The organism is Streptomyces sp. NPDC001415, from assembly GCF_053597395.1.
The window spans coordinates 1-22,307 of record NZ_JBSFIE010000019.1 but is presented as its reverse complement, the minus strand read 5'-3'; the positions used below and the strand labels follow the sequence as shown (position 1 = coordinate 22,307).

General features: G+C 68.2%; 20 protein-coding genes and 1 tRNA gene. 19 read left to right on the top strand and 2 right to left on the bottom strand.

Annotation, left to right across the window (positions count from 1 at the left end):
* Positions 1-17 precede the first annotated feature (17 nt).
* The 11 genes from ACWC2B_RS23990 (at position 18) to ACWC2B_RS23940 (ending at position 10,892) form a co-directional block, all read left to right on the top strand.
* Positions 18-197, top strand: a complete 180-nt coding sequence (locus tag ACWC2B_RS23990; protein ID WP_450719821.1) for a hypothetical protein — start codon at positions 18-20, stop codon at positions 195-197.
* Between the two features lie 272 nt (positions 198-469).
* Positions 470-1,018 (top strand): tRNA adenosine deaminase-associated protein, encoded by a 549-nt coding sequence (locus ACWC2B_RS23985; RefSeq protein ID WP_450720000.1) that lies wholly within the window; start codon positions 470-472, stop codon positions 1,016-1,018.
* Positions 1,019-1,062: 44 nt separating this feature from the next.
* Positions 1,063-1,491 (top strand): tRNA adenosine(34) deaminase TadA, encoded by a 429-nt coding sequence (gene tadA / locus ACWC2B_RS23980; RefSeq protein WP_450719998.1) that lies wholly within the window; start codon positions 1,063-1,065, stop codon positions 1,489-1,491.
* Between the two features lie 58 nt (positions 1,492-1,549).
* A tRNA-Ser gene (locus tag ACWC2B_RS23975) sits at positions 1,550-1,637 on the top strand.
* Between the two features lie 299 nt (positions 1,638-1,936).
* The gene (locus ACWC2B_RS23970) at positions 1,937-2,515 is read left to right on the top strand and encodes a Uma2 family endonuclease (protein ID WP_450719819.1); all 579 of its coding nucleotides are present in this window, start codon (positions 1,937-1,939) and stop codon (positions 2,513-2,515) included.
* 1,121 nt (positions 2,516-3,636) lie between these two features.
* Entirely contained in the window at positions 3,637-4,074 is a 438-nt protein-coding gene (locus tag ACWC2B_RS23965; protein WP_450719817.1) for a hypothetical protein, read from the top strand.
* Between the two features lie 32 nt (positions 4,075-4,106).
* Complete coding sequence (locus tag ACWC2B_RS23960; protein WP_450719815.1) at positions 4,107-6,974, top strand: nSTAND1 domain-containing NTPase; 2,868 nt, start codon at positions 4,107-4,109, stop codon at positions 6,972-6,974.
* A 199-nt stretch (positions 6,975-7,173) separates the two neighbouring features.
* Positions 7,174-7,590: a hypothetical protein gene (locus tag ACWC2B_RS23955; RefSeq protein WP_450719813.1), complete on the top strand. Its 417-nt coding sequence runs from the start codon at positions 7,174-7,176 to the stop codon at positions 7,588-7,590.
* 301 nt (positions 7,591-7,891) lie between these two features.
* Entirely contained in the window at positions 7,892-8,323 is a 432-nt protein-coding gene (locus ACWC2B_RS23950) for an effector-associated constant component EACC1 (RefSeq protein ID WP_450719811.1), read from the top strand.
* Between the two features lie 2 nt (positions 8,324-8,325).
* On the top strand, positions 8,326-10,302 hold the full coding sequence (locus ACWC2B_RS23945) for a caspase, EACC1-associated type (protein WP_450719809.1): 1,977 nt from the start codon (positions 8,326-8,328) through the stop codon (positions 10,300-10,302).
* Between the two features lie 245 nt (positions 10,303-10,547).
* The gene (locus ACWC2B_RS23940) at positions 10,548-10,892 is read left to right on the top strand and encodes a hypothetical protein (protein ID WP_450719807.1); all 345 of its coding nucleotides are present in this window, start codon (positions 10,548-10,550) and stop codon (positions 10,890-10,892) included.
* A gap of 850 nt (positions 10,893-11,742) precedes the next feature.
* Here ACWC2B_RS23940 and ACWC2B_RS23935 read toward each other — a convergent pair.
* Positions 11,743-12,189: a hypothetical protein gene (locus ACWC2B_RS23935; RefSeq protein WP_450719805.1), complete on the bottom strand. Its 447-nt coding sequence runs from the start codon at positions 12,187-12,189 to the stop codon at positions 11,743-11,745.
* A gap of 354 nt (positions 12,190-12,543) precedes the next feature.
* On the opposite strand from ACWC2B_RS23935, the gene ACWC2B_RS23930 reads away from it, so the two are divergent.
* Complete coding sequence (locus ACWC2B_RS23930; protein WP_450719803.1) at positions 12,544-13,536, top strand: glutathione S-transferase family protein; 993 nt, start codon at positions 12,544-12,546, stop codon at positions 13,534-13,536.
* 15 nt (positions 13,537-13,551) lie between these two features.
* Here ACWC2B_RS23930 and ACWC2B_RS23925 read toward each other — a convergent pair whose 3' ends face one another.
* The gene (locus ACWC2B_RS23925) at positions 13,552-14,325 is read right to left on the bottom strand and encodes an ANTAR domain-containing response regulator (protein ID WP_450719801.1); all 774 of its coding nucleotides are present in this window, start codon (positions 14,323-14,325) and stop codon (positions 13,552-13,554) included.
* A gap of 273 nt (positions 14,326-14,598) precedes the next feature.
* On the opposite strand from ACWC2B_RS23925, the gene ACWC2B_RS23920 reads away from it, so the two are divergent.
* The 7 genes from ACWC2B_RS23920 to ACWC2B_RS23890 all read left to right on the top strand — a co-directional run bounded on the left by ACWC2B_RS23920 (position 14,599) and on the right by ACWC2B_RS23890 (position 22,199).
* Positions 14,599-15,480, top strand: coding sequence for a GAF and ANTAR domain-containing protein (locus ACWC2B_RS23920; protein ID WP_450719799.1), 882 nt, complete (start codon positions 14,599-14,601; stop codon positions 15,478-15,480).
* Positions 15,481-15,486: 6 nt separating this feature from the next.
* Entirely contained in the window at positions 15,487-16,227 is a 741-nt protein-coding gene (locus ACWC2B_RS23915; protein WP_450719797.1) for a GAF and ANTAR domain-containing protein, read from the top strand.
* 328 nt (positions 16,228-16,555) lie between these two features.
* Positions 16,556-17,224 carry a response regulator gene (locus ACWC2B_RS23910; RefSeq protein ID WP_450719795.1) on the top strand — a complete coding sequence of 223 codons (669 nt, stop codon included), beginning with the start codon at positions 16,556-16,558 and terminating at the stop codon, positions 17,222-17,224.
* Entirely contained in the window at positions 17,221-18,348 is a 1,128-nt protein-coding gene (locus tag ACWC2B_RS23905; RefSeq protein ID WP_450719793.1) for a sensor histidine kinase, read from the top strand. The genes ACWC2B_RS23910 and ACWC2B_RS23905 overlap by 4 nt, the downstream gene beginning before the upstream one ends.
* Positions 18,349-18,497: 149 nt before the next feature.
* Positions 18,498-19,766: a cation:proton antiporter domain-containing protein gene (locus tag ACWC2B_RS23900; RefSeq protein ID WP_450719791.1), complete on the top strand. Its 1,269-nt coding sequence runs from the start codon at positions 18,498-18,500 to the stop codon at positions 19,764-19,766.
* Between the two features lie 282 nt (positions 19,767-20,048).
* Positions 20,049-20,327 carry a hypothetical protein gene (locus tag ACWC2B_RS23895; RefSeq protein ID WP_450719789.1) on the top strand — a complete coding sequence of 93 codons (279 nt, stop codon included), beginning with the start codon at positions 20,049-20,051 and terminating at the stop codon, positions 20,325-20,327.
* Positions 20,328-20,411: 84 nt separating this feature from the next.
* Positions 20,412-22,199 carry an ABC transporter ATP-binding protein gene (locus tag ACWC2B_RS23890; protein WP_450719787.1) on the top strand — a complete coding sequence of 596 codons (1,788 nt, stop codon included), beginning with the start codon at positions 20,412-20,414 and terminating at the stop codon, positions 22,197-22,199.
* The last annotated feature ends 108 nt before the right edge of the window (positions 22,200-22,307 follow it).

Below are 22,307 nucleotides of genomic sequence, written 5' to 3'. Positions count from 1 at the left end.
CGGGGCGGTGTGAGCCAATGCCGGACGAGTACGACGCGGAGTCACAACCGGAGAGCGACGCGGATCGCCGGCGGCGGCGCGCCCAGTTCCTGCGCGAACTGCACGAGGCCAAGGCGCTGCGCGACCGGGTGCAGCCCCGACGCGCCCGCGCGGCCCGAATGCGCCAGGCCATGCGCATGCGAACCTTCCGCTGGTGACCCGCGGAACCGGCGGCCCCCGCCCGCGATCGCGGGGATCGAAAACCCTTGCCGTGGCGGCCCGAACCCCTGATCCCGGCGCGTCGCACGTCGTGATCACGGCGCGTCGAACCGTGTGATCACAGGGGGTCGGACCCCGCGATCCGGGCGACCGAAAAAACGCAACCGCGGAAGAACTCTCGCAACGGCGGTGTTTTCTGCCACGATTCCGAATGAAGCCACAGCCGGGGGGACCCCCAACCGGCACGCCTATGACCAGTGGGAGAGTCACGGTGTACTTCGCCGCACTGCTCGCGCGCACCGAAGACGGGTGGGAAGCGAGCGACACAGAGCTCGACGATGTGGAGACGCTGTCAGACCTGGCCGACCTGGCCCGGGAAGCAGCCGCCGACGGGGCCGACGACACGGTGCTCGTCTTCATCGAGCAGGAGGACGCCTGGTTCGGCGTCGTCCGCGTCGACGGCGAGGAGGACCCCCGCGTCTTCGTCTCCAACGCCGCCGTCGCCGCCCGCTCCTCGTACGGGGCCATGCTCACCGACGAACTGCTCGGCCACGACCAGGACGACGAGGAGGACGTGCTGGACACCCTTGACCTCGACGGCACGGAGGACGGCTACGAGGACGAAGCGGCCGGGGCCGCGGACGAGCCGGACGGCGCCGATCCGTCGGACGGCCCCGCACCGGCCGGGCCGCTCGGCGAGAGCGCGATCCTCGCCGACCTCGGGGTGAGCGAGCGCCGCCTCCTGGCGCTCGACGGCGACGCCCTCGTGACGATCGCGGACGCGCTGGGCGCGGCCGAGGTCCTGGAGGCCGTCCGCTAGTGCTCCACCCGCACGATCCCGTACGCGAGCGGTGGGCGGAGCCGATGCGCTCCGCCCTGGCCGGGGCGGCACGGGCCGAGTCGGCCGGCGATGTGCCGGTCGGCGCGGTCGTGCTCGCCCCGGACGGCGCGTTCCTCGCGGCCGGCCACAACGAACGCGAGGCGACCGGCGATCCGACCGCGCACGCGGAGGTCCTCGCGATCCGGCGCGCGGCGCTGAAGACGGGCGAGTGGCGGCTGACCGGCTGCACGCTCGTCGTCACCCTGGAGCCGTGCGTGATGTGCGCGGGCGCCATCGTGCAGTCCCGGATCGACCGGGTCGTCTACGGGGCCCGCGACGAGAAGGCGGGCGCCGCCGGTTCGCTGTGGGATCTCGTACGCGATCAGCGCCTCAACCACCGCCCCGAAGTGATCGCGGGCGTCCTCGAAGAGGAGTGCTCCGCGCAGCTGACGGCCTTCTTCCGGCAGCGGTGACCCAGCTCTCCCCGAACCGATTTCAAAGCACGGCCCACCTTGGGCTAAGCTCTCTCTCGGTAGCGTGTCCGAGCGGCCGAAGGAGCTCGCCTCGAAAGCGAGTGTGGGGAAACTCACCGAGGGTTCAAATCCCTCCGCTACCGCCAGTAACACCCCTCTGACCAGGGAAAACTTGGTCGGAGGGGTGTTTTGCGTGTGGACATGGTGTTGTCGTGACAACACGCGGACGCAGCGGCACAAGTCACTTCCCTTGTATTGCGGGGCAGTTCCAGCTTCCTACGGAGGGATCCGTGAGGGAGGCAATCAAGCCCTCGCCCGCCCCACCCGTAAGTCTTAGGGCGGCACGGCGTCGCGCAGCCCGCCCCTGGAGTGGCCTTGACAGGCCTGCGGGATGACCGCCCCTTCGCCCTTGGCCCCGCCTAGACTGAACCGTGGGAGGTGTGTGGTGACCGTCACTGAGGATCGGCCGCAGATGCTGGCCGAGGAGTTCGAGCGCATCGCCGCCGCCGCCGAGCGCGAGGGCGTCCGGATGGAGTTCATCCACGGCAGGCTGGGAGTCAAAGCGGTGCCGGACGGCGACCACGACGAGATCATCCGCTGGCTGATGGAACGCTGCATGCAGCACCGCCCCGATCTGTGGCTCTACCCCGAACGCGGCCTGCGCATCGAGCAATATCGCAAGGGCCATGCCAAACCCGACGGCACCCTGGCAGCCAAGGGCAGCTTCGCCGGCCAGGGCGAATGGGCCGATCCCGGCCAGGTGGTCATGGTCGTCGAGGTCACCTCGTACGACAGCGACACCGACAAGCGTGACCGCGAGGAGAAGCCGGGCGCCTACGCACAGACCGGTATCCCCGTCTATCTGCTGATCGACCGGGCCACCTGCGAAACCCTCGTCTACACCGAACCCGACGGCAACGCCTACGCCAACCTCACCCGCCGCCCCTTCGGCCGCACCATCGAGCTGCCCTCCCCCGTGGACATCACCCTCGACACCGAAGCCCTCAAAGACTGGGTGCGTTGACCAACCGCACTTGGGTCTCCGGCAACGCGGCCGGGCGGCCGCCCGCATAACCCGCGTGAGCACCTGCGGCGGCCGGAGACCAGGTGATACGGCCCGTCCGCAGCGTGAACAGCACACACTTGCGCCATTGCCCAGCCACATATCCAGCCACACGTCCGCGAAATCGACCTCCGCTTCCTCGCCGGGGTTCTTCGTCTGCGGGACCGTTCCCTCCAGATGCCAGCGGCCTTCGTTGGCCTCCAGTACCAGCTCAGGGCGGCGCCGGGCCACGTAGTCGCGGACCGTGGTGTAGCCAGCGCATTCGAAGTCATGCTCCGCGGCCAGGCGTTCCCGGATCCGGTTAACCGTGTGCTTCTGCTTCCGCGGCGCGTTCAGGTCCTCGCGCAACATCGCGTCGATGAAGCCCTTCACCAGGTCCAGCACACTCCGGCGGGGCGGCGGCTGCTTCCGCTTCAGCGGCACCGCATGGGCCAACGCCTTCGCCACCGTCCTACGCGACACCCGATACCGCTGGGCCAGAACCCGCTGCGACACCGTCGAATCCTGCCGACGGTCCCGGCGAATCTGCTCAAAGATCCACTCACGCGACCTGTACACACGGATCTCCTGACACGACCGTGATCAACAAGCAAAGCGTGAGGGGCCAAATAGCCCACCAGCCCGATTACTCCATCGGCACCCGCCCCGCCCCTCGGTGGTCCCCAGACTCACCGAGACCCCAGTGGCTCCCGAACCCGCCGCCCTACTGGTTCCCGTTCACCCCGACAGAAACAGACCTAGATCACTTTGACGAAATATAAGAGAGGAAGGAGGAACTGCTGCGTGCTATTAGGGCTAGGGTGCAGACTTAAGTCCACAAAAACCCCGCTAACGATACCGGCTGGGCGCGTACTCTATACGTCTGGTGTCTCACACGGAAACCTGAGTGGCCAGAAGATCCTTTGTGTGAGGTAGACATGCGATTCAACCCGCCTCCGGACTGGCCCAAACCTCCGCCAGGATGGGTTATGCCTTCAGGATGGCGCCCGGACCCGTCCTGGCCACCACCTCCACCGGGCTGGCCGCTTTGGGTCGAGGGGAGCCCGCGATCAAATGGCGGCCGAGGAGCGGTCGCTCTAGCCTTGGCAGGGTTTCTTGTCGTGATCGGCTCTCGCCTCACGTTGTTCGAAGTCAAGACGAACAGCTATTTCATCATTTCCCAGCAGAATCAGGGAGCTCGCCGTTCTCTCCTGTTCTACGGGCTGGCTCTCATCGGGTTTGGTCTCTTCAGTCACATGTACCCTCGTGCCAGATTCTGGGGAATGGCGGCAGTCTTGTTGTCGACTGGCGCTCTCATCGTCATGTCCGTGGCCATCATGGCCGGGGCTGCGGGAGTTGACGAGGAAACAGGGTTCGGGACGATCAGAAACGTCCATTTCGATCCCGCAGAGGGAGCCTTCTGTGTTCTGATCGGATCAGTCGTGGCCTTCGTGGCCGGAGTCAACATGCTGCGAACGGCATCGGGAGCTCCGCGCAAGTCCACCCCCATCATCTGGGTCCGTCCCGGTGAGTGGGATTGAGGTAAGTGATTATGCAGCCTCCGGAACCGTCAATGAGTGATCGGGCCGAGTTCCAAGCGCAAGCACGGGATCAGGCCCGCATTTTCCAGGCCCAGAGGGATCTGATCATTGCGGAACGAGATCTGCACATCCACTATGTGTCCGGCGTGCAGCAAGTGCGGCGGATCCACCGGGAGAGCCTTCTCGGAGAATGCCCGTACCCGGGACTGGTCGAGTTCAGTACGGAGCAGTCCCAGTGGTTCTTCGGGCGGGATGAGTTGACAGCCGAAATCATGGTAAGACTCACTGCGCGCCTGCAGCGTGGCGGCCCGTTGGCCTTGATCGGCCCTACTGGAGCCGGTAAGTCCTCGCTGTTCCGGGCCGGGCTGGTGCCAGCCATTCAGCGAGGTGCATTAGGGATACCCGGATCAGCGGCATGGCCATGTCTTCTGTTCACCCCTACTGCGGAACCGGTGAAATCCTTGACTTCGGAAGTTGCCGGGACAGTCGGGGTCAGAATGTGGGCGGGTAATGTGCCGCAGTACATTACCATGATACGTGGCGCATTGAGCGAACAAGTCGCCCATGAGTCGACTGCGGAACGGCGACTGCTGCTCGTCATTGATCGCTTCGAGGAACTATTCACGCAATGCGCTGATCATCAGCAGCGTCGTGACTTTGTAGCCCTGATCTCGGCTCTGACGAAACCGGACCGTGATGGCGCGGCCCCCGTCGCACTGATCGCCTACGGTCTTCGCTCAGACTTTTACGATAAATGCGCCGAGTATGCAGAGTTGCGGAAATCCTTACAGAGCGATCAAGTCTTGATCGGACCGTTGTCCGAGGAGGGGCTGCGGGACGTCATCCGCCTCCCGGCCCAGGATGTCGGACTGGATATTGAACCCGGACTGACGGAATTACTGCTGCGTGATTTCAAAGCCAATCTCTCCACTCGGACATTCTCTGGGGCTGTCGCTGGTGCTTCAGGATGGTTTGAAGCGAGCCACCTCCCCTTGTTGTCTCACGTGCTGCGAGCCACTTGGCAGCAGAAGCGCGGCAACCTCCTCACGGTTGAGGGGTACCAGGCCACTGGCGGTATCAGTCATGCCGTCGTCACCACCGCCGAGAACGCCTTCAACAAACTGGACCCACAAGGGCGGAAGGCGGCGCAATCGCTTCTCCTGCGCCTCGTCAGGGTCGGTGACGGAGTCGCCAACACGAGGCAGCGTGTGCCCCGCACCGACCTCCTGAACACGTGTGGCGATCCCGCCGTCGTTACCGGAGTCATTGAGTCGCTCACCAAGGACCGGCTGCTGGTCCAGGAGTGGGACACCGTTGAGATCATTCACGAGACATTGCTGCATGCATGGCCGCGCCTGCGACGATGGGTCGAAGAGGATCGGGCCAACACGCTCGTGCGGCAGAGACTGGAGGAAGCCGCCACGAACTGGAGCCGCAATCATCGTGACTCAAGCATGCTCTTCCGGGGGAGCCAGTTGGAGGACGCCTGCCGGCTCGGGAGTGGCGTGACGAACAAGTCACTACCGGGCTCCTGCGTTAGAGAGTTCCTAGCGGCTTCGCGACGACAGCAACAGCGTGAAACCCTCATCCGGCGCACCGCGCTCATATTCTTGATATTGGCGACCTTGTTCTCATCCGGCGCTGCAGTTTTCGCATTCCAGAAAAGTGATGACGCCGAGACCGAACGAAACAAAGTGATAGTCAAGCAAATAGCGGAGGAGGCCAACGCTCTCCGTAACGATGATCCGCACCTCGCGTCCCAACTCGATCTCATTGCCTATGGGATGCGACCAACCCCCAGTCTATACACTCGACTATTGGCCGACGCGCAAGTCGCACTGCCCGTGCCGAACGGATTTGCCAACAGTCTGGCATTCAGTCCGGATGGCCGCACACTCGCCAGCAACGGCAATGGTAGTGGTGGCAGTAGTGAGAATCGGGCTCTGCAGCTATGGAAAATGACGGACCAGTTCCATCCAACGCTCCTGGGCACGGTCACCGTTCCCCTGAGCACCGACACTTCGCTTGCGTTCAAGGACAGCCGCACTCTCGCGGTCGGAGGCACCAGCAACGGCAGAGCGACGGTCAGGCTCTGCGATCTCACGGATCCCTCCCACCCCGCGCTGCTGGAGCCAGCGCTCACCGGGGCCGGCAACCTCATCTCCTCCATCGCATTCAGCCGAGACGGGCGGACGCTCGCCGCAGGTGACGGCGTCAACGTGCGTCTCTGGGACACCACTGATCGTGCTCACCCAGTAGCCCTAGGAAAGACACCAGCAGGTCACACCAACACCATCAGTTCAGTGGCCTTCAGCCCGGACGGACGGACCCTGGCCAGCGGGGGTGGCGATGAGCAGGTCCGCCTGTGGGATGTGACCGACCGGATGCACCCCATGCCCCTGGGGGAACCCCTGCGTGGTTCGACCAACACCGTGGAATCAGTCGTCTTCAGCCCCGACGGACGAACGCTGGCCAGCGGCAGCCTGGACAAACAGATCCGGCTCTGGGACGTGACGGAGCGGGCCGAGCCGAAGCCCCTGGGGCAACCTCTCGTCGGCCACACCAGCTTCATCAAGACGATTGCCTACAGTCCCGATGGCAGCACTCTGGCCAGCGGCAGCTTCGATGAGCACATACGCCTTTGGGACGTCAGGGATCGGGTCAGCCCGAAGCCCCTCGGCGAGCCGCTTGTCGGGCACACGGAGTTCGTCGTCTCCGTCGCGTTCGCCCCGGACGGCCTCACCCTGGCCAGCAGCGGCATGGACCGAAAGATCCGACTATGGCCCATGAAGGCCGACAGGGCGATCCGCCGCATATGTGAAACCACCGCCAGCGCCCTGACACCCGCCAAATGGAAACAGCACATTCCCGTACTTGCGTTCAAGCCGCCGTGCGGTTGACATCCCGATTCCCGGACCATGCCGATCAACTTCCAGACCGGGCCAGCAGACTTGCCGAGGGGACGGGGCTCAAGGCCACGGGGTGAAGCAGACAGCGTTCGCGGCGGGTCGAGGCTGTTCGGCCTATGGCTGGGCCCCAATGGCCCGTGCCACGCTGGTCGTTGGCCAACTGGCAATGATGGAGTAGAGGAGGCATGTGATGGATCCGATCACGCTGGCAGCAGCGACTGCTGTGGTGGGGGCGATGGCCACAGATGCCTGGCAGCAGACGCGGGCCTCGGTCGTGGAATGGTGGCGCCGTGTCCGTCCGGACCAGGCCGACAGTGTGGATGCAGCTCTGTCCGAGGCACGGACGCAAGTTCTTGCCGCGCGGCAGAGCGAAGACGTCGACAGGGAAGCCGCTTTGGTGACGGAGTGGCAGAACCGGCTGCGGCTGCTGCTGCGCGAGGATCCCTCGCTGGGGCGCGAGCTGCAGCGGCTCGTGGACGAGGAGATCGCTCCCTCGCTGCCGGATGAGGAGCAAGCCCGTGCCGGGTCGTTGTCGATGAAGGCTACGGCTTCGGGACACGGGCGGGTCTACCAGGCGGGCCACGATCAGCACATCACCGAACGGTAAGCACCTCAGTGGGCTCTACCTTTTTGCCCCGGTTGGTCCTCCCGTTCGTAGGGTGGAGGCACCCAGGGATGAAGTGACCCCTGGCTTCCCCCGAGTGTCGTGACACCTGTTTGGGGACGGATGCCGACCTCAGGTGGGCACTGACCGTCTCCTGCTTGGGCCTCATGTGATGACCCCCTCTTTCGCGGCCTGTGAACGGCTGGCGTCCCCTTGGCCGAACTTTCCGAAGTGGCGCCGCTGGAAGCCTCAAGCCGTCACACTGTGGTGAAGGAGTCGCGACACTTCGTTACCAGGGGGACGCGTGCGTGGCCATGACTCCAGCAGCTACGACGCGGGGAAGGCCGGGCCAGCCGAGGTGATGAGCGCGGTGCTCATGATTACATCCGACTCCGAGCTGGATCCTGAGGCTTCCGAGCAGCTGGCGCGGCAGCTGCGGTCCGAGATAGCCGAGTTGGACCTCGACTCCGTCCGTGCTCTCCCGGCTGGGACGGTTCCTGACGGGGCGAAGGCTGCTGACCCGGTCACGCTGGGGGCGATCGTCGTCTCCCTGAGCACGGCGGGGGGAGTGCTCTCCTCGCTCGTCGAGACCCTGCGGGACTGGCTGGGCCGGCAGTCTGCACGACACCGGATCTCCTTGACCGTCGACGGTGACACGATCCAACTGGAGAGGGCGACCTCCGACGAGCGGCGTGACCTGATCGCGGCCTATATCCGCCGCCATTCCGGGCCGTAGCCATGGGACGCCGACTGACGCTGTTGATCGCCGCATACACCTACCAGGACACTGGACTCAAGGCGCTGACCTCGCCCGCACACGATGCGGAGGCATTGGCCACCGTCCTCGCACATCCTGACATCGCAGGGTTCGAGGTCACGCTTCTCGTCAACGAGCCGCATTACCGGGTCGGCGAGGCCATCGCGGACCTCTATCGCGGCCGACGGCGCGACGACCTCACTCTGTTGTACTTCACCGGCCACGGGCTCAAGGACGACGGCGGTCGGCTCTATCTGGCGACGACCAACACCCGGCGCGACAGCCTGCTGTTCACGTCCATTCCCGCCGAGCAGGTCGACCAGTCCATGTCCGGCTGTATGTCCCGGCAGAAGGTTCTGATCCTCGATTGCTGCTACAGCGGTGCCTTCCCCGCCGGATACACGGCCAGAGCCGATACCCAGGTACACACCCTGGAACGTTTCCAGGGCCGGGGGCGGACCGTTCTGACCGCGTCCGACGCCACCCAGTACTCGTTCGAGGGCAACAAGCCGCACGGAGCAGCACAGCAGTCGGTGTTCACCCGCCACCTGGTGGCGGGCCTGCGGGACGGCAGCGCCGATCTCGACGGCGATGGAGACATCGCTCTGGACGAGCTGTACAGCTATGTCCATGACCGAGTTGTGGACGAAATGCCTCAGCAGCGTCCCAAGCGGCTGGACAACGTAGAGGGCCGGATCATCATCGCCCGAAACGTCAACTGGGCCCTTCCGGCGTACCTGCGTCATGCCCTCGACAGCCCGCTCACCACCGACCGGCTTGCCGCCCTGGACGGGCTCGCCCATCTGCACCGCATCGGCAACGGCCTGGTGCGCCAGCACGTAGCGCGCGAGATCCAACGCCTCATCGAAGACGACAGCAGGGCCGTTTCAGCTGCAGCAGCCCGGCTCCGGGCAACCCATGCACAGGCCCTCAGGAGCGACGAGGTTCCGGGGCCGTCCCCCACTGAGGCACCGCCGTCTCTACCGATGGTCCGTCCAGTTGCCGAGGTGCGGCAAGCACCGCCCGATGCCGCTCCTGGATCCACACCGGCACGGGAGCCGGCAGGTCCGGCGCGGCGAACGGCCACGCAGCCCGCCCGCGCCGCGACACGCGCACGGGACCTCGTGCAGCGCATTCGGGCCACAGGCATCCCCGGCCTCTCCGCAATACTGGCTGCCGGACTTATCGCCACCGGTATCGGCCTCCCCGATATGTCCAGCCGCTTGTACCCCATCGTCACAGCCGTGGTGGTACTGCTTGCAGGAATCTGCACGCTCCTGCCTCGTACGAGATCAGTGATCGGGCCGGGGCTGGTGCTCGGTGCCGCAGCCGCCTCCACCTGGGGACTGGTCTCCCTTCTCGTCAATGCGCTCAGGGGGCACAGCGACGTACTGTTTGGACTCCTGCTGGCCGGATATCTGGTTCTGTTGGCTGCGGCTTGTCTTGTGACACTCATGCTGAAGAGGACCCGGGCCATTCGTGTTGGACTGCGTCGGCCAAAGAATCCGCTGGCCTGGGCGGCAGTTGTCCTTGCCGGAGCCGGTACGGCCACTGGAGCATGGGCGCAATTCCTGCTGCACGGTGCAGCCACTTGGGGGTCCTACTTCGATTGGCAATACCTGGCGATGACCGTGACGGCGGTGAGTGTGCCACTCTGGTCCGCGGTCGTCACGCCGCCCCAGTTCAGCCTTTCCGTCATCGCTGGTTGGGCCGGAGGCACGTCCGCCCTCTGGGCCTTCAGCTACTCCATTGCGTGGAACATCGCGTACAGCAACGTCTCCTTCGGCGCCGCATTACTGGTGCTCGCGGCCGCGGCGGCAGCCACGTCCCGCTGGTCCGTCACCACAGAACTGGTACGTCTGCGCCGTACCGTCCTGGTCGTTGCGGTGGTGGTGATCCCCGTGCTGACTGCCACCGCTGCACTCGTCATCGACCCGCGTGTTCTGCCCAGCCACTGAGACACTACGCGGAGCGATCATCGCGCAACCTCCACGGACGGGCTTTCAACGGATGTCGGGAAGGCTCAACCAGTAACCGCTTCCCGGTGCTCCCGTCCACGGACGGGACCTTCACGAAGGGCGACAATCGTCTCCTGCTTGGGCCTCATGTGATGTATCTACTCTTGCGCGGCCTGTGCGGCGATACGCTTCGTGAGGAGCACCGCGGGGAGCGGGCCGATGAGGTCGCACCGAGGAGGACACTCATGACGACTGCTGCTCTGGGCGGACCAGGTGTCCCGCCCATGCCCGAGAGAACTCCCCGGGCCCTGCGCGACGCCATCGCCCAGCACGCCCCACAGCTCCTCGCCGATTTCGATGCCCACTGGAAGCGGGACATCGCCGATGCGTACGACATCGCACCGGTTCCCGCGTTCATGGCCCGCTGGTGGGGCGAGTACGCCATCGCCCGCGACCCGCTCCTTGAGCAGAAGGTGCACCGCCTGGAGGACGAGGCCGGCGAGGCAAGCGACGCCGCCCGGGCCAAGGCCCTCCTTGAAGAAGCCGGACACCTCCGCCGTGCCGCCCGCCAGACGGAACCCGGCTGGTGACCGACGGCTTCATGGGACCACCCTGGCAAGCAGACTGGGTGGAAGCCGCACGCATCTACCGCGACGGTCTCCCCGACGAGGTGCGGAAGCAGATCAGGGACGGCACGGCAGAACTCATCACTGCCAAAAACCCCTACCTCCCCCAGGACTAGCTACCAGACGGCTACTACCTCGAACCCGCCCGTTCCAGCCGTCCGCGCGGCCCTCACATCCTCTACTTCGACCGCGGAAGAGGCTGGCTGCGTTTCACTTTCGTGGGCCGAGCCGAAGACCCGCAGATCGTCGTAGAGGAGATCTTCTGGCAGTGACCCGACGCCAGAACGGCACCTGCCAGGCATCGGCGACCGAGCACACCGGGAACCGGCCCAATCGGCCTAGCGGACGATGGCTGCGCTGTGGCCGCTAAGCACCCGGGACTGCTGGACACGACGCCGAAGGCAACCCTCCGTAGTCACCGAGGGGCGCGGTCAACCGCGCCCTGCCCTCTGGAGCTACGCCAAACTCACACGCCGGACAGGCTCCGTACGAAGATGCTCGACATCTTCCAACGACGCCCCGCTGAGGCGACGGCCTCTTGTCGGAGGCCCGCCCACCCCGTGTTGTCACGACAACACGGGACCCGATCCAGCAGGACGGAACAGGACGGTACAGGATCGAAACGCCCCGATTTTTCGGGCTCTCCGACAAAACCGCAGGTGAGACGCGTCACGCGGTCGGGTTCAAATCCCTCCGCTACCGCTTTCAACACCCCTCTGATCCGCGGAAACGTGGACCAGAGGGGTGTTTTGCATGTGGCCGGGCCTGGAGGGCCCCGACCGCCGCGCGCTGCTCCTGGGCTACTCGTCCTCGGCTACTCGTCCTCGATCGGGCTCACGTACTCCAGGGTCCACGTCTCCTGGAACTCGGCCTTGGGCGGCACGAGCGCGATCTGTGCGCCCCGGTGCTCGGCACGCCAGGCGAGCCCCTTGTCCGACAGGATCTTGACCCCGCCCATGACGCGCTCGAACGTGAACTTCGCCCACTCGGAGCGCGGCACGGCGTTCACGAAGAGCTTGTCCTCGGCCACGACGAGGCCCGCCGCCTCGTGATGGGCGAGGTGGATCACGTACGGCGCCCCCGGGACGTGCTCGGTGGGCTGGATGACCCAGTCCTGCTCGATCGGGAGAGGGTTCATACGGTCGGTGATGACGGGGGCGCCGTGCTTGACGGCGTACTCCGTGGCCGTCACCAGGGCGGACGGGCCGATGATGTGGGCGTGGATCTTGTAGATACCGGGCTTCACCGGAATCGGAGGCATGTGCGGGACTTCCTCTCTCACGGTCCACTTCCGCCGATGGCGGGACACCACCGGCGCACGTCCCACCCTCACCGCGCACACAGCCGGAGCAAAGACGCGGATATCGCCAAGCCGAGTACGGCTCGGACTAATCGGCCGCGGGTTTGAATCCGGGCGCGGAGCGGACAAGCCGGCCGGCTGGGGGAACGACGCCGCGTCGCGCGTGGCTGCCCGGGTCGGCGCCACCGCACGTACCAGGGCTTCGGTGAGCGCGTTTCGCCGAGAGCCGGGATCCTTGTCCTGGGTGCTGACGCGCCCGCAGCCGATCCGGGCGCCGACCGGAAACCTGGAATCCGGAACAGGGGTCTCCTGCCTATGAGCTACGTGCATCCCGGCAGCTCCTACACGCGGGACAGCCGGTACATCACCACGCGCATCACCGCCGACGGGCGCGAGGGATACCCCGTCGAAGCGGGCCGGTACCGGCTGGTGGTCAGCCGGGCCTGCCCGTGGGCCGGCCGGGCGGTCATCGTACGGCGGCTTCTCGGGCTGGAGAGCGCGCTGCCGATGGCCGTGGCCGGGCCCACTCATGACGAGCGCAGCTGGACGTTCGACCTGGACCCGGGCGGTCGCGACCCGGTGCTCGGAATCGAACGCCTCCAGGAGGCCTACCTCGCCCGCGACCCCGGTTACGACCGCGGCGTCACCGTACCGGCGATCGTCGACGTACCGACCGGCAAGGTGGTCACCAATGACTTCACCCGGATCACGATCGACATGTCGCTGGAGTGGAAGGCCCACCACCGTGAAGGGGCCCCGGATCTCTACCCGCAGGCGTTGCGGCAAGAGATCGACGCCGTGAACGAGACGGTGTACGAGGACGTCAACAACGGGGTCTACCGTGCCGGTTTCGCGGGTTCCCAGGAGGCCTACGCCTCGGCGTACGCGTCCCTGTTCGCCCGTCTCGACCGGCTCTCGGAACGACTCGCGACGTCTCGCTACCTGGTCGGTGACACCATCACCGAGGCGGACGTCCGGCTGTTCACCACACTCGTACGCTTCGACGCCGTCTATCACGGCCACTTCAAGTGCAACCGGCAGAAGCTGTCCGAGATGCCCGTTCTCTGGGCCTACGCGCGCGACCTGTTCCAGACCCCGGGATTCGGCGACACAGTGGACTTTGACCACATCAAACGCCACTACTACCTGGTCCACCAGGACATCAACCCGACCGGCATCGTGCCCGCGGGACCGGACCTGTCGGGCTGGCTCGACGCCCACGACCGGGCGTCACTGGGCGGCCGCCCCTTCGGCGCCGGCACCCCGCCCGGTCCGGTCGCTCCCGAAGAGGCCGTACCGGCGTTGTGACGCGTCAGGGGCGCATCAGTCAGCCTTGTCCCGCGTAAGCGGTGGCGGTGTCGCCGTCGATGGCGGGGCTGCGGAACGCCGGCGAGGGGTCGCGATGATCGTCTGGGCCAGCTCGCGCATCGGGGTCTGGTGGCTGCGGGAGGTACGCCGCATCATCTCGAAGGCTTCCTGGAGGGGGATGTCGTGCCGTTCGGCGAGAATGCCCTTGGCCTGTTCGATGACGGTGCGGCTGTCCAGGGCACGCTGCAACTGCCCTGCCAGGCGCTGGTGTTCGGCCAGGGCCTGGTGGTGGGCCAGGCCGATGGCGGTGGCCCGGGCCAGGGCGGAGGCGATGCGTTCCGTTTCGCTGCCGAGCTGGCCGGGGCGCTGGGAGAGCAGGCACAGGGCGCCGTAGGCCGTGCCGTCGTGGCTCAGGGGCCAGGCGGCGACGCCCAGGAATCCGCTGTCGCGGGCGGCGGGGGCGTAGCGGGGCCAGCAGGCGCGGGCGTAAGGATGGGCCAGGGGGACTTCGGGGATCGGGCGGCCCAGCCGGTGGCAGTCGCGCAGCGGGCTGCCGCTTTCCCAGCTGTCACCGCCGGTCAGGCCGTCGCTGACGTCGGGAGGCGTGGCGGCCCACACCTGGCGGTCGCCCCCCTCGATGACCAGAGCGGTCGCGGCACTCACCGGAGTCAGCGCCTGGCAGTGCGCCGTGAGGCGCTCCAGACGTTGCTCGGCGCCGACCTCACCGAGCGCGTCGGCGAGGTCCAACATGGCTGCGGCGAAGAAGATTTCCCGCTGTTCGTACGTCATCGTCCTCCCGCGCCTTCTGGCGGCCCGGCCAACCACACTAGGCGGCGGCGCCCCGTGTCGAGACGTCGTATTGTGACGGGTGCCCTCCCCAGCGTGATTGATTCCGGGCCACCGCACGGTTTGGGACAGCGGCCGGACGCGGCCGCCGCATGATCGGCCGCCCGTCGCGAGGAACCGGAGTGTGGGGTCCCACGGTGCGTTCCCGGTGGAGCCGCGCGACCATACTGGGTGGATCAAGGGACCGGTGCCGGTGCCCGGCCGGAGGTGAGACAGATGCTGCCGCCCAACCCTGACGGTGATCCGTTCCACGAGGTGACCGGGCCGAGGCGGGACCTGGATGCGCCACGCGATGCCGGCGCCGCCGACGCGGACCGGCGGGCAGTAACGGAGGCTCTGGCGGTCGCGGCTCAGGGGGCGGACATCGCGCAGATTCCGCTCCAGCTGTGCCGGGCGTGTACGCGGGTCCTGCCGGTGAGCGGGGCCTCCATCTCCCTGGCGAGCGACTCCGAGGTGCGTGCCACCTGGGCCGCGAGCGATGAGACGGCTTCCCGGCTCGCCGAGACGCAGTACACGCTCGGGACCGGCCCGTGTCAGACCGCGCTGGTGCTGGCGGCGCCGGTGTTCGCGGCGGATCTCACCGAGGGCCCGGACGCGAGACGCTGGCCGGTTTTCGCGCAGTACGCCGTCCAGTTGGGGGTGCGGGCGGTGTTCTCACTGCCGCTGGGCGGCGCGCAGCCGATCGGCACGCTCGACCTGTACCGCACGAGTCCGGGCCCGCTGACGGGCCGCGACCTGGAGACGGCGCTGCTCGCGCGGGACGCGGCCACCTACGCCCTGTTCGCGCTGGCGTCGAGCGACGAAGAAGGCAACGACGCAGGCGACGAGGGAGGAGTAGCGTCGTGGTTGGACGCTGCGGAAGCCGACCATGACGAGGTCCACCAGGCGGTGGGTATGGTCATGGTTCAGCTGAATGTCGATCCTCAGCAGGCCCTGGACCGGCTGCGGGCGCGTGCCTTCGCCCAGAGCCGGACGGTGACCGAGGTGGCCCGGGACGTCACTATGCGCGTGCTCCGCCTTTCCGACGAGGACGACGGGGATGGCGAGGAGTCAGGTGGCGGCGGGGGTCGGCATGGCGATTTCGATCAGGGACGGTGAGCGGGCATGACCCGTGAACAGCAGCTTGCCCGGGCGTTCGTGTCCCTGTCCGACACCTACGCCGCCGACCTGGACCCGCTGGTCCTGCTCGACCGGCTGAGCGAGCACTGTGTGCACCTGGTCGGCGCGGACGCGGCCGGAGTCATGGTGGCCACCGTTCGCGGACGGTTGCGCATCATGGCGGTCTCGGACTACCGGGTGGGGCTGGCCGATCTGATCGCACTGCAGTCCAGCCAGGGCCCCTGCCTCGACTGCTTCCACACCGGACAGCCGGTCGAGGAACCCGACTTGAGGGCGTCCGCCGCGCGGTGGCCGCAGTTCGCTCCGGCGGCGGCCGCGCTCGGCTACCGGGCCGCGTACGCCGTGCCGCTGCGGGTCAACCACCAGCGCATCGGCGCCCTCAACCTGCTGCTCGCCGGGGACGGCGCTCTGGACGCGGACGCGCTGGCACTGGCCCAGGCGCTGGCCGACGTGGCCTCGGTCGCCCTGATCAACTGGGTGCCCGAGCAGCCCCGCCCGCAGGACCTACTCACCCAGGTCCAGGCCGCGGTCTCCGCCAAGACCACCCTGGAAATGGCCAAGGGCATGCTCGCCGAACACCACGGGACCGACGGTCCGGCCGCCTACCGCCTCCTCCTCGGCTACTCCAAGAAACAGGGCATCCGCCCGGTGGAGACCGCACGGGCGCTGGTCCAGCGCACGCTCGCCCCCGAAGCGGTCGCGGCCGGCGCCCCGCTCGGCCCCTGACGTTCAGCAGAGCCGTCGGCGCCGGGCGTACGGGCGTTGCTCCCGCGCCATGTCTCCCGGAAGGCACGGCGCGAGGCCTGCGCCTCGACGGCTGCCTCAGCCTCAACGAGGTGTTCCTCCTCGCCTCCCTCAGCCGCAGCCGACGCCGGCCGGCCCGTGCCGCCACCTCCGCCGACTGGTGGGAACCGGCCCCCCGACCGGCTGGAACCGGGCTCGCGGCCTCGCCAGGGACGGCGGGGGACCTTACGGTCTAGGACGACGGGGATCGACGGGCGACGGGTGCGACGCACGTGATTCGGGCAGTGGTGGACGACGGGGTGCGACGCACGTGATTCGGGTAGTGGTGGTCGACGACGAGGCGCTGGTCCGATCCGGTTTCGGCCTCATCCTGGGCGCGGCGGACGACATCGAGGTCGTCGCCACCGCGTCGGGCGGGGACGCCCTCGCAACGGTGCGGGAACACCGTCCGGATGTCGTCCTCCTCGACATCCGGATGCCGGACGTGGACGGCCTCACGGTGCTGGCTCAGCTGCGCGCCCTGCCCGCTCCCCCTGTCGTGGCGATGCTCACCACCTTCGACACCGACGAGTACGTCCTCACGGCCCTCCACTCGGGCGCGGCCGGGTTCCTCCTCAAGGACACCGAACCCGATCAACTCCCGCAGCTGGTAAGGACGTTGGCCGCCGATGGGGTGGTGATGTCCTCCAGGGCCTCCCGGAGCCTGCTGCGTACGCATCCCGCTGCCGCCGGGCCCGGCGCCGTGGACGAGGAGGCGGCCCGCGTGAAGCGGCTGACCGACCGGGAGCGGGACGTGCTCGTGCTGCTGGCGCAGGGTCTGTCCAACGCCGACATCGGGACCCGTCTGCATCTGGGCACCAGCACGGTCAAGGACCATGTCAGCGCCATCCTCACCAAACTGAGGGTGGCCGGCCGGGTCCAGGCGGCGCTGCTCGCCCAGCGAGCCGGGCTGCTGGACGCCGACCGGGAAGGCCGATGAGCGCCGCCCATGCGGCCAAGCGGCTGTGGAACCGGGTACCGCCACCCGCGCGGGACGCCGGTCTGGTCGCCCTCGCCGCGCTGGACGGATGGCTCACCTACTGGAACGACGCCCCACTCGGCCCCGCGCTCCCCGCGCTCGCCTGCGTCGCCCTGGCCGCGCGGCGGCGGTTCCCGCTGGTCGTCTTCCTGCTCACCCTGCCGGCCACCCTGGTCCAGGACATCCTGGTCGCCCCCATCGCCGCCCTCTACACCCTGGCCGAACGCTCGCGTGACCGTCGGCTGCTCGGGTTGTGCGTCTTCTTGTCCGCGGTCGCCATGGTGCTGCACTCACCGCTGAACGACGACGGATCGACCAGCCAGGCATGGACGCTGGTCTACCTGCTGTACAACCTGGCGACGGCCACCGCTCCGGTCCTGCTGGGCCAACTGGTCCAGGCACGGCGGGACTTGGCGCGGCGCCTGGAGGAGATCGAGGAGGCCCGGGAGCACGAGCGCGAGCTGCACGCGCAGGCCGTCCTGGCCCGTGAACGCGCCCAGCTGGCACGCGAGATGCACGACGTCGTCTCCCACCAGGTCAGCCTGATCGCGATCCAGGCCGGAGCCATGCAAGTGGCGGCCAAGGACGCGGACAGCCGGGAAGCGGCGCGCACCATCCGCTCCCTGAGCGTGGACACGCTCGACGAACTGCGCACCATGGTCACGTTGCTGCGCGCCTCCGGCGGCGCCGCGACGGAACTCACCCCGCAGCCCACCCTCGCCGACCTGCGCAGACTGGTGGCGTCCAGTGGCATCGAAGCGGAGCTCACGGGCGATTTCCCGGCCTCCGTGGGCACGCCCGCCCAGCGCGCCCTGTACCGCACGGTGCAGGAAGCGCTGACCAACGTCCGCAAACACGCCCCCGGGGCCACGGCGACCGTCGAGCTGTGGCACGACGGCGACGCCGTCGGCGTGACGGTCACCAACAGCGCGCCGTCCCGCCCCTCCCTGCCCCTGCCCGGCGCGCACCAGGGCCTGCTGGGCCTCAAGGAGCGCGCCGACATCCTGCACGGCAGCTTCGAATCCGGCCCGACCGACGAGGGCGGCTACCGGGTGCGGATGCGCATCCCGTCCCGCGCGGACTGACCCTCGCGGACCGGCCCGGGCGCCTTCCGCGTGAGGGCGAACCGCCGATGCGCGCGGCCCGCCTCCCTTTCCCACCCATAACTCGTAACGTTCTGTAACTCATGAACGCATGAACTCATGACGTTCTGTGCCCCGAATCAGGAACCCACATGGTCTTCACCTTGATCGTGATCACCGCTGCGGCCGCCGGGTGGTCGCTCGTCGCCGGATGGCTGGAGCAGCGGCACGTCAGGGCCCCTCTGGTGCTGGTCCTCGCGGGGATCATCACCGGGCTGTTCACCCAGAGCCAGATCGCCGCCACCTTGAACTCCGAGGTCGCCCAGCACGTGGCCGAGGTCATCCTGGCGGTCCTGCTGTTCGTCGACGCGACCGAACTGCCGGGCGGGCGGCTGTTCGGCAAGGATCCCGGCGCGGCCGCCCGGGCGCTGCTCGTGGCGCTGCCCCTGAGTCTGGCCGCGACGGTCCTGCTGGGCTCGCTGCTGCTGCCCGCGCTGCCCGTGGCGCTCCTGCTGCTGATCGCGTGCGTCGTCGTGCCGACCGACTTCGCCCCGGCCGAGACGCTGGTACGCGACACGCGCATCGCCGCACGGGTGCGCAACCTCCTCAACGTGGAGAGCGGTTACAACGACGGGATCGTGTCGCCCATCTTCCTGTTCGCCCTGATCCTGGCCGGTTCCACCACCCAGGCCCACACCCCCATGCAGGCCCTGGGCACGGCCGTTCCCTCGGCGGCGAAGGCACTCCTCGTCGGCATCGTGCTGGGGCCGCTGCTCGCGTGGCTGATGAACTCGGCCGACCGCACCCACCGGACGACCGACCAGTCACGCCGGATCCTCGTGCTGGTCACACCCCTGCTCGCCTACACCCTGACCGTGGCGGCCGACGGCAACGGCTTCGTGGCCTCGTTCGTCTGCGGCATCGCCTTCCGTTACGTCCGGCAGGCCCCGACCCGGCGAGGGGGCGCCCAAGTCCCCGACGCCTCGGACTTCCGGCTGATCGAGGACACCAACTCGATCATGACCATGTGCATGTGGTTCTTCTTCGGAAACGGCGTGGTGCTCGCACTGAGCGACGGCGTTCACTGGCCCACCCTCGCGCTCTGCGCCGCCGCCCTCACCGTCGTACGCGTCGTTCCGATCCTGCTCGCCTTCCTCGGCTCGGACTTCACCTGGCGCGAACGGCTCATGGTGGGAGCCCTCGGACCACGCGGCACCACCTCGATCGTGTTCGGCCTGATCGCCTTCAACACCCTCCCCGACGGGCCCTACGCGGACACCGTCCTGTACGCGACGACACTCACCGTGCTCGGCAGCGTCCTGATCCACGGAGTCGGCTCGACCGCCATCGGCCGCCTGCTCACCCGGTCCTCCGCCCCGTCCGCCCCCGAGACCGCGACCGTGGAGCGCAGCGCGTCATGAACCGGCGCCGAGGCTGAAACGGGGTCCACGAGCGCCGGCCGGCCCCGCATCGGGCCGCCACCCGGCGGGGCGTGCTCCCCCGGGTGGGCGATCACGAGCGACGGCCCCCGCTCCTACGTCCACGACCACTCCCGCATCGAGCGCATCGAGCAGCTCCGCGACGCCGGTGTGCCCCTCCCCTGACCACCGGCCGACTGGCGGGGTGTGCTCCGGCCACCTGGGGGATGGGGTCCCGATGACTGCCGGATATCCGTGAGCCCGCGCCTCGACCAGCCTGGACGCATGGACGACAAGCGAATGGCCCGAGCCGGCCGCGTACCGGCCCCGGCAGCCCCCGGCACGCCGCCCTGCAAGAGGTGTGAGACGAGCCGGTGCCTGTCGCACGGGCATCTCAGGGGCGGCCGGGAGGCCGGGCTCATCGTCCTCCTCGCGGCGGCCGGAATCCTGGCCGTCCTCCGGCCCGACCTGTACACCGGCCTGGTCCACCACGCCGGGGCAGTCCTCGCGGGGCAGTCCTCGCGGGGCTGTCCGGCTGAGGGAGCGAGCACCCGACCGAAGTGACCGGATATCCGGGACGGCGAAGCGTCCGGACAACCGGCCAACCGGACGCCGAACCGGCCAACCGGACGACACAAGGGATCCACCATGACCGCGACCGACCCGTCGGCCGCCGACACCGCACGCCTGACCGCCCCGAAGACCTTCAAGGCGCTGTACGCCCACTTCCGACCGCACCGCAAGGCCGTCGCGCTCGCCGCCCTGCTCACCCTGATCGGAGCCGGCACCGGATTGCTTCAGCCCTTGGCCACGAAGGTCCTCGTGGACCGGCTGAGCTCCGGCGAGACGATCGCCAGGATCCTCCTGGCCCTCACCGCGCTCGTGGTGCTGGGCGCGGCGCTCCAGGCGTTCGGCGCGTACGTGCTGGAGCGGACCGCGGAGTCGGTCGTGCTGGCCGCCCGGCGCACCCTGGTCGGGCGACTGCTGCGGCTGCGCCTGACGGAGGTCGAGCGGAACCAGCCGGGCGACCTGATGTCCCGGGTCACCTCCGACACGACGCTCCTGCGTGCCGTCACCACCCAGGCGATCGTCAACGGTGCCACCGGTGCCGTGACCCTGGTCGCGGCCGTCGTCATGATGGCCCTCATGGACGCCGTGCTGCTCGGCGTCACCCTGGGTGTGGGCGTGGTGATGGGCGGGGCCGTCGCCCTGGTGATGCCCAGGATCGCGCGGTCCACCGAGCGCGCGCAGGAAGCCGTCGGGGAGGTCTCCTCCGTCCTGGAGCGGATCTTCGGCGCGCTGCGGACGGTCAAGGCGTCGGGTGCCGAACAGCGCGAGACCGCGGTCGCCGACGCGGCACTGCGGCGCTCGTGGCGGCACGGCGTGACGAGTGCGAAGTGGGAGGCGGTGGCCGCGGGGTCGGTCGGTCTGGCGATGGAGCTGTCGTTCCTCGCGGTGCTCGGGGTCGGCGGGGCACGCGTGGCCTCCGGCGCGATCCCCGTGTCCACGCTGATCGCCTTCCTGCTCTACCTCTTCTACCTCATCGAGCCGATGGACAGGCTGGTCGAGGCGGCCTCCAAATATCAGGAGGGCTCGGCCGCCATCGCCCGCATCGCGGAAGTGGAGCGGCTGGAGACGGAGCCCCTGGAGCAGGAGCACCCCGGGCGGCCCGGGACTTCGGCGGTGCTCGACGGCCCGGCATCGGTCCGCTTCGAGGACGTGAGCTTCCGCTACCGCGACGACCTTCCGCCCGTCCACCACCAGGTCGACTTCGAGGTGCGCGGCACCGGCATGACGGCCTTCGTCGGCCCCTCGGGGGCGGGCAAGTCGACCGTCTTCGCGCTGATCGAGCGGTTCTACGAGACGACCGGAGGCCGGGTTCTGGTCGACGGCAAGGACGTACGGGACTGGTCGCTGCCGGAGCTGCGGAACGCCATCGGATACGTGGAGCAGGACACCCCGGTCCTGGCCGGAACGCTGCGGGAGAACCTGGTCTTCGCGGCGCCCGACGCGACCGACCAGGACATCCACGACGTCCTGGTCCGGGCGAAGCTGGACACGCTGGTGGACCGCCTGCCGCAGGGCCTGGAGACCCCGGTCGGACACCGCGGCACCAAGCTGTCGGGCGGCGAACGGCAGCGCATCGCGATCGCCCGCGCCCTGCTGCGCAAACCCCGGCTGCTGCTCCTGGACGAGGCGACGTCGCAGCTCGACGCCGTCAACGAACTGGCGGTACGCGACGTCATCACACAGGCCGCCCGCCGGACCACGGTCCTCGTCGTGGCCCACCGGCTCTCAACGGTGACCCACGCCGACCGGATCGTGGTGATGGAAGCGGGGCGAGTACGCGCGGTGGGCACCCATACGGGACTGCTCGACCAGGACGGCCTGTACGCACGCCTGGCCGCCACCCAGTTCCTGGGACCGGCCCGGTGACTCGGGGAGCGGCTGAGAGCCTGTGTCTAAACCCCGTCCGGATCAGGCCGGGGCGTCTGGTGCGTGCGATCGCAAGGCGCCGGAAGGTCCTCGATGGGGGTACCCCCT

Coding starts and splice junctions, on each gene's coding strand:
- ACWC2B_RS23890 (WP_450719787.1), top strand. CDS start 20,412: ATGACCGCGACCGACCCGTCGGCCGCCGACACCGCACGCCTGACCGCC.
- ACWC2B_RS23905 (WP_450719793.1), top strand. CDS start 17,221: ATGAGCGCCGCCCATGCGGCCAAGCGGCTGTGGAACCGGGTACCGCCA.
- ACWC2B_RS23940 (WP_450719807.1), top strand. CDS start 10,548: ATGACGACTGCTGCTCTGGGCGGACCAGGTGTCCCGCCCATGCCCGAG.
- ACWC2B_RS23895 (WP_450719789.1), top strand. CDS start 20,049: ATGGACGACAAGCGAATGGCCCGAGCCGGCCGCGTACCGGCCCCGGCA.
- ACWC2B_RS23990 (WP_450719821.1), top strand. CDS start 18: ATGCCGGACGAGTACGACGCGGAGTCACAACCGGAGAGCGACGCGGAT.
- ACWC2B_RS23935 (WP_450719805.1), bottom strand. CDS start 12,189: ATGCCTCCGATTCCGGTGAAGCCCGGTATCTACAAGATCCACGCCCAC.
- ACWC2B_RS23900 (WP_450719791.1), top strand. CDS start 18,498: ATGGTCTTCACCTTGATCGTGATCACCGCTGCGGCCGCCGGGTGGTCG.
- ACWC2B_RS23960 (WP_450719815.1), top strand. CDS start 4,107: ATGAGTGATCGGGCCGAGTTCCAAGCGCAAGCACGGGATCAGGCCCGC.
- ACWC2B_RS23955 (WP_450719813.1), top strand. CDS start 7,174: ATGGATCCGATCACGCTGGCAGCAGCGACTGCTGTGGTGGGGGCGATG.
- ACWC2B_RS23920 (WP_450719799.1), top strand. CDS start 14,599: ATGCTGCCGCCCAACCCTGACGGTGATCCGTTCCACGAGGTGACCGGG.
- tadA (WP_450719998.1), top strand. CDS start 1,063: ATGCGCTCCGCCCTGGCCGGGGCGGCACGGGCCGAGTCGGCCGGCGAT.
- ACWC2B_RS23930 (WP_450719803.1), top strand. CDS start 12,544: ATGAGCTACGTGCATCCCGGCAGCTCCTACACGCGGGACAGCCGGTAC.
- ACWC2B_RS23945 (WP_450719809.1), top strand. CDS start 8,326: ATGGGACGCCGACTGACGCTGTTGATCGCCGCATACACCTACCAGGAC.
- ACWC2B_RS23915 (WP_450719797.1), top strand. CDS start 15,487: ATGACCCGTGAACAGCAGCTTGCCCGGGCGTTCGTGTCCCTGTCCGAC.
- ACWC2B_RS23925 (WP_450719801.1), bottom strand. CDS start 14,325: ATGACGTACGAACAGCGGGAAATCTTCTTCGCCGCAGCCATGTTGGAC.